This is a genomic window from Marinomonas sp. NPDC078689 (genome assembly GCF_044542435.1).
Lineage (GTDB): Bacteria > Pseudomonadota > Gammaproteobacteria > Pseudomonadales > Marinomonadaceae > Marinomonas > Marinomonas arenicola.
In genome coordinates, this window is record NZ_JBITUJ010000003.1 from 1 (window position 1) to 12,867 (window position 12,867).

The 12,867-nt window shown below is 43.4% G+C and carries 14 protein-coding genes, 1 rRNA gene and 2 pseudogenes; 11 read left to right on the plus strand and 6 right to left on the minus strand.

The genetic code is table 11. The annotated features are described in order from the left end of the window. The first annotated feature begins 163 nt into the window (after nt 1-163). A 5S ribosomal RNA gene (gene rrf, locus ACIGBN_RS06165) occupies nt 164-278 on the plus strand. A 132-nt stretch (nt 279-410) separates the two neighbouring features. On the opposite strand, the gene ACIGBN_RS06170 is transcribed toward rrf, so the two are convergent. Then, on the minus strand, nt 411-605 hold the full coding sequence (locus ACIGBN_RS06170) for a hypothetical protein (protein WP_396664284.1): 195 nt from the start codon (nt 603-605) through the stop codon (nt 411-413). A 351-nt stretch (nt 606-956) separates the two neighbouring features. Between ACIGBN_RS06170 and ACIGBN_RS06175 the strand changes: the two are divergent. Then, nucleotides 957-1,094, plus strand: a pseudogene (locus tag ACIGBN_RS06175) (type II toxin-antitoxin system prevent-host-death family antitoxin); the annotation flags it as partial. A 23-nt stretch (nt 1,095-1,117) separates the two neighbouring features. After that, a pseudogene (locus ACIGBN_RS06180) lies at nt 1,118-1,435 on the plus strand (type II toxin-antitoxin system RelE/ParE family toxin); the annotation flags it as partial. Between the two features lie 185 nt (nt 1,436-1,620). On the opposite strand, the gene ACIGBN_RS06185 reads toward ACIGBN_RS06180, so the two are convergent. Beyond that, entirely contained in the window at nt 1,621-2,685 is a 1,065-nt protein-coding gene (locus ACIGBN_RS06185) for an alkene reductase (protein WP_396664286.1), read from the minus strand. Nucleotides 2,686-2,698: 13 nt separating this feature from the next. Next, nucleotides 2,699-3,004 carry a helix-turn-helix transcriptional regulator gene (locus tag ACIGBN_RS06190; RefSeq protein WP_341564827.1) on the minus strand — a complete coding sequence of 102 codons (306 nt, stop codon included), beginning with the start codon at nt 3,002-3,004 and terminating at the stop codon, nt 2,699-2,701. A gap of 292 nt (nt 3,005-3,296) precedes the next feature. Here ACIGBN_RS06190 and ehuB point away from each other — a divergent pair, with 292 nt between their 5' ends. The 8 genes from ehuB (at nt 3,297) to ACIGBN_RS06230 (ending at nt 10,717) form a co-directional block, all read left to right on the plus strand. Then, nucleotides 3,297-4,145, plus strand: coding sequence for an ectoine/hydroxyectoine ABC transporter substrate-binding protein EhuB (ehuB, locus tag ACIGBN_RS06195; protein WP_396664288.1), 849 nt, complete (start codon nt 3,297-3,299; stop codon nt 4,143-4,145). A gap of 15 nt (nt 4,146-4,160) precedes the next feature. Beyond that, nucleotides 4,161-4,820 (plus strand): ectoine/hydroxyectoine ABC transporter permease subunit EhuC, encoded by a 660-nt coding sequence (gene ehuC / locus ACIGBN_RS06200; protein ID WP_341564829.1) that lies wholly within the window; start codon nt 4,161-4,163, stop codon nt 4,818-4,820. Beyond that, the gene (ehuD, locus tag ACIGBN_RS06205; RefSeq protein ID WP_133004069.1) at nt 4,820-5,497 is read left to right on the plus strand and encodes an ectoine/hydroxyectoine ABC transporter permease subunit EhuD; all 678 of its coding nucleotides are present in this window, start codon (nt 4,820-4,822) and stop codon (nt 5,495-5,497) included. The genes ehuC and ehuD overlap by 1 nt, the downstream gene beginning before the upstream one ends. After that, a complete protein-coding gene (gene ehuA / locus ACIGBN_RS06210; RefSeq protein ID WP_133004068.1) occupies nt 5,494-6,267 on the plus strand; it encodes an ectoine/hydroxyectoine ABC transporter ATP-binding protein EhuA in 774 nt (257 codons plus the stop codon). The genes ehuD and ehuA overlap by 4 nt, the downstream gene beginning before the upstream one ends. 272 nt (nt 6,268-6,539) lie before the next feature. Then, nucleotides 6,540-7,712 (plus strand): benzoate/H(+) symporter BenE family transporter, encoded by a 1,173-nt coding sequence (locus ACIGBN_RS06215; protein WP_396664291.1) that lies wholly within the window; start codon nt 6,540-6,542, stop codon nt 7,710-7,712. Nucleotides 7,713-7,723: 11 nt separating this feature from the next. Next, nucleotides 7,724-8,344 (plus strand): GntR family transcriptional regulator, encoded by a 621-nt coding sequence (locus ACIGBN_RS06220; RefSeq protein WP_396664293.1) that lies wholly within the window; start codon nt 7,724-7,726, stop codon nt 8,342-8,344. Nucleotides 8,345-8,354: 10 nt separating this feature from the next. After that, nucleotides 8,355-10,031: a tetratricopeptide repeat-containing response regulator gene (locus ACIGBN_RS06225; protein WP_133004065.1), complete on the plus strand. Its 1,677-nt coding sequence runs from the start codon at nt 8,355-8,357 to the stop codon at nt 10,029-10,031. Further along, the gene (locus ACIGBN_RS06230; RefSeq protein ID WP_133004064.1) at nt 10,028-10,717 is read left to right on the plus strand and encodes a sensor histidine kinase KdpD; all 690 of its coding nucleotides are present in this window, start codon (nt 10,028-10,030) and stop codon (nt 10,715-10,717) included. Before ACIGBN_RS06225 ends, ACIGBN_RS06230 begins: the two co-directional genes overlap by 4 nt. 39 nt (nt 10,718-10,756) lie before the next feature. Here the strand turns inward: ACIGBN_RS06230 and ACIGBN_RS06235 are convergent, their stop codons facing one another. The 3 genes from ACIGBN_RS06235 to yacG are packed head-to-tail and all read right to left on the minus strand — an operon-like array spanning nt 10,757 to nt 12,863. Next, the gene (locus tag ACIGBN_RS06235; protein WP_341567871.1) at nt 10,757-11,404 is read right to left on the minus strand and encodes a HAMP domain-containing sensor histidine kinase; all 648 of its coding nucleotides are present in this window, start codon (nt 11,402-11,404) and stop codon (nt 10,757-10,759) included. Between the two features lie 11 nt (nt 11,405-11,415). Next, on the minus strand, nt 11,416-12,627 hold the full coding sequence (locus tag ACIGBN_RS06240) for a response regulator (RefSeq protein WP_396664296.1): 1,212 nt from the start codon (nt 12,625-12,627) through the stop codon (nt 11,416-11,418). 29 nt (nt 12,628-12,656) lie between these two features. Next, on the minus strand, nt 12,657-12,863 hold the full coding sequence (gene yacG / locus ACIGBN_RS06245; protein WP_133004061.1) for a DNA gyrase inhibitor YacG: 207 nt from the start codon (nt 12,861-12,863) through the stop codon (nt 12,657-12,659). Nucleotides 12,864-12,867 lie beyond the last annotated feature (4 nt).

A 12,867-nucleotide genomic window follows, 5' to 3' on the forward strand; every position in this document is an offset into this window, starting at 1 on the left:
CCCATCCCGAACTCAGAAGTGAAAAGCGTCATCGCCGATGGTAGTGTGGGGGATCCCATGTGAGAGTAGGTCGTCGTCAAGCTTATAATTAAGAAGTCCTGAATTATCAGGCATAAGAAAATTTGATTTTATTAGCCAATTGCTAATAAAACATACCAGTTTTCTTGATGATCATAGAGACGTTGAACCACCTGATCCCATCCCGAACTCAAAAGTGAAAAGCGTCATCGCCGATGGTAGTGTGGGGGATCCCATGTGAGAGTAGGTCGTTATCAAGATTTAATTTAAGAAAAATCCTATCCCGTTAAACGGGGTAGGATTTTTTCGTTTCAGGCTATAACAACCTCCACCTGTGTGGGGCTCTTATGAAGGAACGCATGTGAGAGTCACTCGTTATCAAGATTTAAACACTAAGAAGCCCTGATAGCTAATGCAGTCAGGTTTTTTATGTCTGAAATAAGTCGGGAAAAACACAGGGTTTGACCTAGCTCTTCCTCTGCCAAGGGGAAGCTGGAGGGGATGTTTTTTGGGCTTCTCGCTCTGAAAACAGTACTTTTGTAGTATTCGACATCTTTATCTGTAAAAGTCGTTTCTTGCTCTTCCATTTGCTTGCGCCTGTCTCGCAAGCTCGACGCGTCAGCGCAAATGAAAAACAAGAACCTGTCACACTGATTGTGCAGGGTCATACCCCTTAAAAAGTCGCACAGCGTTCAACCAACCACATCACTTGATGTTTAAGGGCTCTGACCCTAGTCGCAACCGTTGTACTCTCTGCTTCAGTAGAACGGTCGTTTATTGCTTGCACCATCACTTTATTACTCTAATCAAGACAGGCATATATAAAAGCTAATGAATACAGTGCTTTATGTTTTCATCGAGATTAATCATGCCAGATGTGCAGGGTCAGACCCCTTAAAAAGTAGCACAGCGCTCTAATCTCTTGCTCCGATATTAATGATGTAGATGACTTTGAAATGATGCAAAAACGCATGGCTATTTTAGAAGGAATTGCTTGTGGTGAAAAAACTGTAAAGGAAGGTCAGGTACTTTCAAACCAGTCAGCTAAAGAGCAAATGAAAAAATGGCTGAAATAGTTTGAACGCTTCCTGCATTAAGTGAGCTTAATGACATCGCAGATTACATCTCGGTATCAAACCAATCTGCGGCTGAGAAACTAGTCACAAATATTATTTCAAGAATAGAGCGATTAGAACATCAGCCAGAATCAGAAAAACTGCCTGTTGACATTCCGATGTTCAGCTGCCGAGAGGTTGTAGTAACCCCTTGTCGAATCTTCTATAAATTTGAGAGCAAGAAAGTTTTCCTATTACAGGTGATGCGTCAAAAGCAGGATCTTAGGCGTTACATTCACGATCAGGCAATGAAAAATATTGATAGCTTAGATTTTGGATTCTCAGAAGTTCAGCATTGGTAAGTAATCATTACAAAAGCCAACTATAGGTTTTGGTGATTCCTATGAAACGGTCATAAGTGGCCGTGAACCTTTGTCTGTGACTCCAAGCGCAATAGGCGGGCAAAAAAATACCAGATCGAAAACATAAAATCTAATTCAATGTCTTCTTAATCTGGTATTTTTATTTAGCTTACAATGTTTCTGAATTAAGCTGTTTCTGTTTCTAAAAACGGATAATCAGTGTAGCCAGCTGGACCAGAACCATACATGGTGTTGGTGTCCAGTTCATTGAGTTCAGTATCTTGCTCAAGTCGTGTGACAAGGTCAGGATTGGCTATGTAGGCTTTACCAAAGGCAACCGCATCAATGGTGTTACTTTTGATTAGTCCTTCTGCTTGTTCTTTTGTTAACGCTTCATTGCCTATGACGACGCCGCCAAATTGTTCTTTGATTTGGGCTGTCAAACCAGGCTCATTAAAATGTTCTCTGGTGAAAATAAAGGCGATATTTCTTTCTGCTAGAGCTTTGGCAACATAGCCGAATGTTTCGCTTGGGTTGTCATCGCCCATATCATGCGCATCGCAACGAGGTGATAAGTGAACCCCAACGCGATCAGCACCCCAGACGTCAATGGCGGCGTCAGTAATCTCAAGTAAGAATCTGGCTCTGTTTTCTAAGCTGCCACCGTATTGATCATCACGGTGATTAGTGGACGATTGCAAAAATTGGTCAGGCAAATAGCCATTCGCGCCATGAATTTCTACACCATCGAAACCGGCTTTTTTAGCGTTTTCTGCGCCTACACGGTAGGCTTCAACGATGTGTTTGATTTCGTCAGTTTCCAGTGCTCTCGGTTCTACAAAGGCTTTAATAGGGCGGACTAAGCTGACATGCCCTTGTGCTGCGATGGCGCTTGGTGCAACAGGTTGTTCACCATTTAAATAGACAGGGTCAGAAATGCGCCCTACATGCCATAACTGTAGAACAATTTTTCCGCCTTTTTCATGAATAGCGTGGGTGATTTTCTTCCAGCCTTCAACTTGCTCATCAGACCAAATGCCCGGTGTATCAGGGTAGCCAACGCCCATTGGGTCAACAGACGTTGCTTCACTGATGATTAAGCCAGCAGAAGCGCGTTGAGTGTAATATTCGACCATTAAATCGTTTGGTACTCTTCCTTCACTCGCGCGGCAGCGTGTGAGAGGGGACATGATAATACGGTTTTTAAGTTCTAATTGGCCTACCGTAATAGGTTCGAATAGCTGAGACATGACGGCTCCACATTTATAAAGTTTGTTTTAAATAGTCTGCAAATTCTGCAATACACTCTTCATTCCGTTGGTAATAAACCCATTGACCTTGTCGTTTTGAAATGACCAGACCAGCCCGTTGAAGATTGGCTAAATGTGATGACACGGTAGATTGAGATAGACCGGCTTTTTCAAATATTTGTCCGACACAAACGCCATGTTCGTAGTTGCTGCATTGTTCTGGAAACTCAATTTCTGGCGATTTGAGCCACGCTAAAATATCACGGCGCGCGGGGTTCGAAAGCGCTTTGATGATGCTATCTAAATCGTTCTGAGTCATTTCTTTAACCTAAGCAGATGGAGTTAACTTATATCGATGTATCTCGATATGCAAATTTAATAGGTGGTTTGCACAATCTTGTCATGTTTGATCTTGGCTGGAGTTCACATTATACCGTGGCAGCAGAAATAGGACATAAGGCGAGGTGAAATCAGTAAAAATAGACGAAATAAGATAACAGTTAAAAATATTACAGGACTAATTAATTCTTGAATAGTTCCTTCAATTTATTTAGTGTAATAAGGGAAAATGTATAAGAAATGTTAACGAACCACAATGGAAGAGGTCCTTTATGAGTTTTTTTGTAAATAAATATCTTATATCTCTAATTAGTTTGGTGCTTTCTTTTGTCACCGTTTCTGCATCAGCAGACACCTTGAACACCATTAAAGAAAACAGCAGTGTGACAATCGGTGTTGCCAATGAAGTGCCTTATGGCTATACCACATCGGATGGAAAGCCGGCAGGTGAAGCCCCTAGTATTGCGGTTCATGTGCTTCATGAATTGGGTGTGAAAAACATTAAGGTTGTCGTGACTGAGTTTGGGGCTTTGATCCCAGGGTTGCGAGCAGGGCGATTTGATTTGATTGCTGCCGGTATGTATGTCACCCCAAAGCGCTGCCGACAGGTACTCTTCTCAAATCCGACGTACAGCATTGGTGAAGGTTTTATCGTCAAAAATGGCAACCCAGAAAAACTAAACGGTTACGCTGATGTAAAAGAAAAATCAGTGAAGCTGGGCGTTATGTCTGGCGCGGTAGAGTATGGTTATGCAAGAGACTTTGGCATTGCCATGAACAAAATTGTCACTTTACCAGATTACCCATCCGGTGTGGCGGCATTGAAAGCTGGCCGTATCGATGCCCTTGCAGGCACTAGCCTTACTATGGCGACGTTGGCTAACAAAGACAGTCATGTCGAATTGGCTCAGCCGTTTGATGATTTAATTATTAAAGGTAAATCCGTTAAAGGTTATGGCGCGTTTGGTTTCCGCCCAGGGGACGAGACATTGCGTGATGCTTTCAACCAGCAATTAGCGAGCTTTATTGGTAGTAAAGAACATCTTGCTTTGGTGAAACCATATGGTTTTGGTAAATACACATTGCCAGGCGATGTGACCACCGCAGCGCTTTGCCAATAATAGGGAGTTGTTGCAATGGAACTTGGAGAAATTGTCTCCGTACTACTCCAGGGAGCCGTGGTCACGATTCAGATCGTGGCCATGGCTCTGCCGCTGGCGGCTTTGATGGCGTTTGTTTTTGGCTTGATTAGACTCTATGCCCCGGCTCCTTTTAAACAGTTGGCTATTGTATACATAGAATTTTTTCGTGGCACTTCTGCGTTGATTCAGTTGTATTGGATTTATTTTGTGCTGCCTTTCTTTGGCGTTTCAATTGATGCTTTAACCGCCGGTGTCCTTGCGCTTGGTTTAAACATAGGCGCTTATGGCACAGAAGTGGTTCGGGGTGCGATTCAGGCAGTACCTAAAGGGCAGTATGAGGCGTCGGTCGCATTGAATTTTTCAGCATCGCAGCGCTTAGTGCATATTATTCTGCCGCAAGCTCTCGTTAATATGATTCCTCCCTTTGGCAATTTGTCTATTGAATTGGTCAAAGCTACTTCGCTCGTCTCTCTGATCACAATCGCAGATCTAACCTTTAAGGCCAAATCATTGGCTGACATGACATTGCAAGTGGGTGAGATTTTTGGCGTTGTGTTGGTGTTATATTTCGCTATGGCTCAGTGTTTATCCCTATTTTTTCGCTATCTTGAAAAGCGTCTAAGCAGAGGTTTAGGCCGCGGAGGGGTGAACTAATGATTGAACTTACCTGGGATTGGGCTTTTGTTTGGCAAGTCTTGCCAATGATATTATCGGCGGCAAAAGTAACCTTGTTAGCCACTTTATTAGGCAGTTTATTGGCGGTCACAGTGGGGTTGATTTTTGCCCTATTAAGGCGTGGTCCGAGCAAACTAATACGCATTGTCGTGTATTGGTTGATGGAGTTTATCCGCAGTACTCCTTTGCTCATTCAGATATTCTTTTTGTATTACGTCATGCCTGAGTTTGGCATCAGTATGTCGCCCTTAGTGACCGGGGTAATCGCCCTTGGTGTGCACTATGGAGCCTACTTGTCTGAGGTGTTTCGCAGCGGAATTGAAGGCGTAGATAAAGGCCAATGGGAGGCTTCACGAGCGCTGAATCTAACCACGCTAGACACTTATAAAGACATCATTTTACCCCAAGCAATTCGCCCTATGATCCCCGCCACGGGCAATTACATTATTGCCATGTTTAAGGAAACCCCACAGTTATCGGCCATTACATTATTGGAAATGCTGCAAGTGGCTAAAATTATCGGTTCTGAAAATTTCCGCTACCTAGAGCCTTTTACCCTAGTTGGGGTTTTGTACTTATGTTTCAGTTTGTTGGCGGCCTACAGTATCCATCACATTGAAAGGCGTTTTCCAAAAGAAGGATTTAACTTGCGATGAGTCAGCCTATTATTGAATTTAAAAATGTACAAAAGAAGTTTGGTGACACCACCATTTTCGACGGTTTTAATTTTCGTGTTGAAGAGAATGAAATTGTCTCCATCATTGGCCCCAGTGGATCAGGAAAGAGTACTTTGCTGAGGATTTTGATGACTCTTGAAGGGATTGATGGTGGTTACATTAATGTTGGAGGGGAGTCGTTGTGGCATATGTTGTGGAATGGAGCCTATGTGCCGGCTTCTAACAAGCATTTGCATAAAATGCGTGATCAGTTAGGTATGGTGTTTCAGCATTTTAACTTATTTCCTCATATGACGGTAAAGCGCAATATCACCGAAGCACCGATGCGAGTTAAGGGTTTGTCTCGACAAGAGGCGGAAAAATCTGCAGAAGAGCTATTGGAGTTAGTGGGCTTATCAGATAAGGCAGACAGTTACCCAAATGACTTATCGGGAGGACAAAAACAACGCGTTGGTATTGCTAGGGCACTGGCCATGCGTCCTTCTATTTTATTATTGGATGAGATCACATCGGCCTTAGATCCAGAGTTAGTGGATGAAGTGCTGGATGTGATTAGAAACTTAGCCAAAGAGCAAAGCTTCACTATGCTTTTGGTGACCCATGAAATGTATTTTGCTCGCGAAATCAGTGATCGGGTGTGCTTTTTTGATAACGGGAACATTGTGGAAGAAGGCAAGCCGGAAGCAATTTTTACAGACCCTAAAGAAACGCGAACCAAAGCATTTTTGAATGCTTACCTAGGTCAATAAAAGAAGCCTAATAAAAAGCAAAGCAATATAGGGCGTTATCGCCAACAAAAGTGGACCACCGCAAAGCCGTTTATCATGCAAAGCATGGTGACGGCTTTTTTGTTTTTGGGCCGATTAGTTAAAAATGTATACAAAAATATATTTTTTGAAATTATCCTGCAAAGCATGGTGACGGTTTTTTGTTTTTAGGCCGATTTGTTAAAAATGTATACAAAAATATATTTTTTGAAATATAGTGGTGCTAATGAAAACCTAGATTGGGGAGATAAGCGTTGTCTGTATTCAAAGATATAAGTCTTAGTGCCGTGGTGGCTGGTTTTATTGCGGTATTGGTTGGCTTTGCGAGTTCTGTTGCCATTGTTTTTCAAGCTGCTCAGGCGTCGGGGGCAGATTCACACACAATTGTTTCTTGGATCATGGCCTTAGGGCTTGGCATGGGGGCGAGCTGTTTCTTTCTTTCCTTGTGGTACAAAGCCCCGGTTATTACAGCTTGGTCTACGCCTGGGGCCGCGTTATTGGCAACCAGTTTGGGGCAGATCACATACGCAGAGTCTATTGGCGTGTTTATCTTTGCCGGCGCCTTAACGCTGCTTACTGGCGTCACAGGTTTATTTGATCGATTAATGCGGTTAGTGCCTTTGCCCATTGCTTGTGCGATGTTGGCAGGGGTGCTGTTTAAGTTCGGTTTGGGGATTTTTGAGTCGTTAAAAACAGACACATTTTTAGTGGCGGCCATGTTGGTGACGTATTTGGTGGTTAAGTATTTTTTGCCTCGTTACGTGATTTTGATTGTGTTTATGGTCGGTGTTATTTTGAGCGTCGTACGTTCGGATGATGCTATGTTGAGCCATATTCCGTTGTCTGTAGGTCAATTTGTATGGGTGTGGCCTGAGTGGAATGTGAATGCTTTGATTGGCATTGGTATTCCTCTGTTTATCGTCACTATGACCTCACAAAATATCCCCGGTGTTGCGGTTATGCGCAGCAGTCAATACCACACACCAGTGTCTCCCTTGATCAGCTGGACAGGGCTTGCTTCTGTTGTGTTGGCGCCTTTGGGTGGCTTTGCGTTTAATTTGGCCGCCATCACCGCGGCGATTTGCTCGGGCGATGAGTGCCATCGGGACCCTAAGCGACGTTATATTGCGGGTTTATCTGCAGGGCTTTTTTATCTGCTTGCTGGATTAGCGGGTACCTCGGTGGTTGCTCTGTTTTCAGTGTTTCCAAAAAGCATGATAGCGGCATTGGCGGGCATTGCTTTATTAGGGACCATAGGTATGAATTTAAAAAGTGCGGTGTCTAATGATCAGTACCGTGAAGCGGCCTTAGTTACCTTTTTAGTAACCGTCTCTGGCGTATCTTTTGCGGGAATTGCGTCTGCTTTTTGGGGGATTGTATTGGGTAGTGTCTTCTTGTTAGCAGCCAAACTTACAAAAAGTAACTAGAGGTTGAGCCAATGCTACTGTATCAAAAAATAAAGGACGATATATTAAACAACCGATTGCCCGTTGGTCGTCCATTAAGGCAAGTGGAATTATCTGATCGTTATGGGGTGAGTCGCATTCCAGTTCGTGATGCGCTTTTGCAATTGAAAGCAGAGGGCTGGTTGGTTCCTCATGGTAAAGCTGGGCACATTATCCCAGATCTGAACTGGCAAGAAGCAGAAGATCTTTATTTGATGCGTGCAGATCTTGAGCCCAGACTTTTTTCTTATGCGTTTGAGGGTATTCAAGCGGATGATATTGGGCGCGCCAAAGCCACCTTAGGGTTATTGGATAACGCCCGACTCACCTTACTGGAAAAAGGGGAATTAAACTGGGCGTTCCATAAGATCTTGTATTTTCCAGCTAATAGACCAACCTTATACAAGACAGTGTGTTCCCTAAATCAGCAAGCCAGCCGTTATTTGGGCTTCCAATATGGGCCAATGAACTACAAAGACCACAGTCAAAAAGAGCATGCAGTATTACTTGAATTGATTGAGTCGGGTGATCACTCGTCGGCATTATCATTGCTAAAAAAGCATATTAAAGACGCTGGGCAGTTATTAGTCAGTCATCTGAAATCAACAAACTAAAAGAGAGACTATGGTAGACATAAATACACGGATACGATCTGGGCCCATTAAAAACGCTCTTTCCTATGGGAGCTATTCTGCGCTGGTGGCGGATGAGTTTGAAAACTCCCGACAATCCATACGGCAGATGCTGGTGGCGCTTGGCTTCGCCTTAGTCGACCAAACTTCCACAGGGAAAGGGGTGATTGAGGCGTGCCGTGCGCGAAAATATGACTTGGTATTGTGTGATTTCCGGTTAGGCCATGGCAAAAATGGCCAGCAAGTTTTAGAAGAATTACGGCAACTTAAATTATTAAAAAGTGATGCTATTTTCATTGTGATTTCCGCAGAAACAAGTCGCGATGTGGTATTTGGCATTATGGAGTCACACCCTGATGAGTACCTTGGTAAGCCATTTACTCAGGGAGTGTTAAGCAAAAGGTTAGAGCGTTTGTTTGCGCAAAATGAGGCGCTTGCGAACATGAAAGAAGCTCAAGCAAAGAAAGACTACCCTCAGTTGCAACGGTTATGTGAGGAACATATTGCGGGCCAAGGTCGCTACTCTATTTGGTGTAAAAAAGCCTTGGTGGATGCTTTCTTGGCCACAGAATCTTGGCAAGCGCTGACGCAACTTTGTAGCACTGAGTTAGAATCTCGCGATATTGATTGGGCGATGCTAGGCATGGCCAAAATGCATATTGGTCGCCATGATTGGGATACTGCGATTCAGTGCTTAGAGTCAACATTAAAAAGCTTTCCACAGAGCACCACAGGGTACGATTTGTTGGCCTTTTGCTTTGAGAAAAAAGGGCGCTTTAGTCAAGCTCAGCAAGCGCTAGAGGAAAGCGTCAAACTGTCTCCCTTGGTGGCGCTGCGACAAAAAAAGATGATGGAGTTGAGTTGCGAGAATGGTGATGTTCACAGTGCGGTCAAGGCCAGTAATCTGGCATTGAAGCTGACGGCGAACACGATTAATGAATCACCAGAGCAATATTTCCAGTTGGCTGATTTGTTGTCTGAGGCATCGGTCGAGCTAGAAGGTCGAGAGCGTAAAAAAATGACCGACGATGCGTTGCTGGTTCTTAATAGAGTCTCTAAAAAGTATTCAGATCAACATGATGTGCGTCTCAAAAAAGCCCTTTGTGAAAGCCGATTATACAGCATTCAAGGTCATGCTAAGCAGGCGCTAGCAAGCTTAGACGCCGCGATTAAAATGATCGAAGAAGCCCCTGAATTAAAAACGCCTGACATTTCGGTTCAATTAGGTAAAACACTTTACTTGGCAGGCAAGAAAGAAGAGGCAAATGCCCAATGGCAATCTGAAGGCACTGTTCAACAGCTATCGTCAGAGCAAGAGCAGGCTATTTTGGACTTTATTGATGAGCCGCTTCCTATGGGGGCTCGAGCAAAAACTAAAGCGCTCAATTTTAAGGCGTTAAATCACTATGCGAAACAAGAGTACGATGAGGCCCTTGCCGTGTTTGAAGAGGCACTCTTAATCTCTCCTAACCACCCAGGTCTTAATTTAAACTTGGTGCAAACAGTGATTAAAAAAATGGCAGCGGATCAAGGCAGTGACAGGCTATTAGAGCGATGTCATCAAGCCTTTCAACGGTTGAATCATGTGGGAGAGAATCATAAACAGTTCTCTCGTCTCCAAACGCTTAAAACATTTATTACAAAATATAACCCTCAGGATTCAGCATGAGAGACTCGATAAAAAATGAATTTCATCATGTCATGATAGCCTCTATGAATGACATGAAACAATCTGTGAATTTATTACAGCATACGTTGGAGAAAATGCCGTTGGGCTCATCCTCCAAGACGCCAGAAGAGACAGATTTAACCTCCATTCACTATGAAATTAGTCGTATGCAGAATGGTATAGAGCAATTGCATAACTTGTATCTGCTCGAAAAAAATGAACTCACCTTTCGATTGACTGATGCCTACTTATTAGAGCTTATTGAGGAGCAAGTGATTTCTCATGACGTTCTCTGTCGCCGCGTTGGGGTCACGATCAAGGTCATTGCCAATGATGACATTAGTGGCTATGTGGACATCAATTTGGTCAGCCATATTTTGGACATCGCCATTGTTAATGCCATCCGCTATAGCGACGGCGTTATTCAAATTGATTTACAGAAAACCGAAGATGGCACCAAAATCATCATTGATGATAACGGCAGGGGGTATCCAGAAGAGCGTCTTCAGCACTTCTCAGAAATAATAGAACAGCAAGATTTCTCGGGATTAACCAATCAGATGCTAGGTTGGTATTATTGTTACCTGGTTGCCAACATGCATCAAAACCGTGAACAGCGTGGCTGGGTTCATTTGAATAATGAGTCAGTGCTAGGCGGTAGTCGATTTGAAATTTTTCTCCCTTAACAGGCGCTAAAAGCCCATAAGACAGCCGATGAAAGCGATTTATTGAGGCAGATAAATCGCGAGTTTTGCACCGCCTAATGATGTGGATTGCTCTTTTTTGATATAACCCTCTGCCTCATTGCACACATGAGCGTTGGCAGACAGCTGGGCAAAATAAAGCCCCAATCCCGTGTTGGAGTTCAGGGTATCTTCGTCTTCTGGTGTGGCTTTAAAGCCTTGGCCATCGTCTTCAACGCTGATCACCAAAAAGTTTTTTTCGATGCTGGCGTGGATTTCAATTTTGGATTTCGCGAAGCGCAGTGCATTGTAGACAGCGGTTCCCACGACCGCGGTCATTAAGCGTTCATCGAAAGTACCGGTTAGACTCTTTTCACAGTGATAGCTTAGATCAAGGTGTTTGGCATTAGCGGACGCTAATAATGCGAACACTTGGTCGTCTAAAAACTCATCCAGTAAAAAAGTGTCTACGTGCAGCTCATAACCATTAGATGCGAGTCTGTAGAGATAAAGATATTCCACCCATTCGTCGTTTAGCTTTTTTAGCGACTCTTCAATCATGGTGACTTTAGATTCGTTAGCATTATTGCTTGGTAGCGTTTCCTTGAGGCCTTGCAGTTGATAAAGAAGAGTGCCTACTTGGTTTTTGCTTTCATGTATGGCACTGGCAAGAATTGTGCTTATGTCCATCTTTTTCATGATTAACCTTCAAGAACGAGTTTATAGTGGGTGTTTTGCTGATTGGTCGGAGCCAGTGCTATGCCTGTTTCCACATCACGAATCCATAGCTGAAGAGTGTTCTTCGCATTGTTGGGGTCTTTGCTGTTAAGGTAAATATCAGTCTCATAGGAGTAAGTTTGTGCTCTCACCGCAGGGTCATCAAAAAACAATTGGTGTATTTTTTTCAATGTAGACTGAAACGTTTCTTTCTGGCGTGATGAAAGAGGGGCTTCTTCTGACAGTTTGGCGAAAGTAGAGAGATGATTTAAATATATCTCAGCCGTGTTATAGCAAGAGTGTTTGGCCAGCGATACCGCGCGTCTAAACGCCAATTCCGCGGTATTGTAGTCCTTAATGATTAAACTGAGTTTGCCCAGCTCCATCTGACGTAATAGGTTTTTTGGCGAGCGTTCAATCGCGTCAATTAAAATGGCTTGTGCTGCCGCATTGTCTTTTTGTGCAATTTTAATCTTGGCCAACCAATCATAAGCGCTGACAAAGAAACGGTTGTCGAGCATTAATTGACGGAACTTGCTTTCAGATTGCTCTAGTTGATTAAGGTAGAAGCAGGCTCTGGCTTCACCGAAGACTGCCCAAGGCATTTTTCGATTTTTTAACACGCTCGCAAAAATCTCTTTTGCTTGTCGGTATTCTTTCATCTCTAAGTAGCATTCACCGATGACTCGATGGCATTTTCCTTCTAGAGAAGGGTGCGCTTCGATGACCTTATAGGCTTCTTCGATGGCTTTAGGGAAGTCTTTTTTATCAAGTGCAATATTGACCTGTTTTAGTTTGGCTTTCATTTCTAAAAGCTTTCCAAGTCGGCGTTGTAATAGCGCTTGTGAAAAAGGTTTGGTGATGTAACCATCCGGCTGAAATTCAATCGCACCCATCACCATTTCAATCGAGGTTTCGGCGGTAACCATTAAATACGTTGCGGTATTTGGGATAAGTTCGGAATGTCGTACTTCTTCAAGTAGCTGCTGACCATCTTTGCCATTGCCTAGATTGTAATCCGATAGAATAAGGTCAAAAGATTGTGTTTTAAGTAGATCAATAGCCGTTTCCGCTTTCATGGCGATATCAATCGATTGGAAACCAAAGTCGGTTAGCATCTTTTTTTGCATTATTCTGGCTTCGGCCATGTCTTCTATGAGCAAGGCTTTGTGGCTTGAGAAATCAGTCAGTCCCATTGTAGATAATCCGTATCTTATTAGTTAAGTTAGAGAAACGACTTATTAGGGTCCATCGCTAAGTCCTCAGAAAAAATATCGTCTTCCTCTGAGGTTTGTTGTGGAATCGCATAGCTTTCACTTGCCCATTCCCCTAGATCGATTAGCTTGCATTTTGCACTGCAAAAAGGTCTGTCTTTGTTTTCTTCGGACCAAGGCGTTTTCTTTTGGCAAGTAGGGCAGGCAATCAGGGTCATTCTT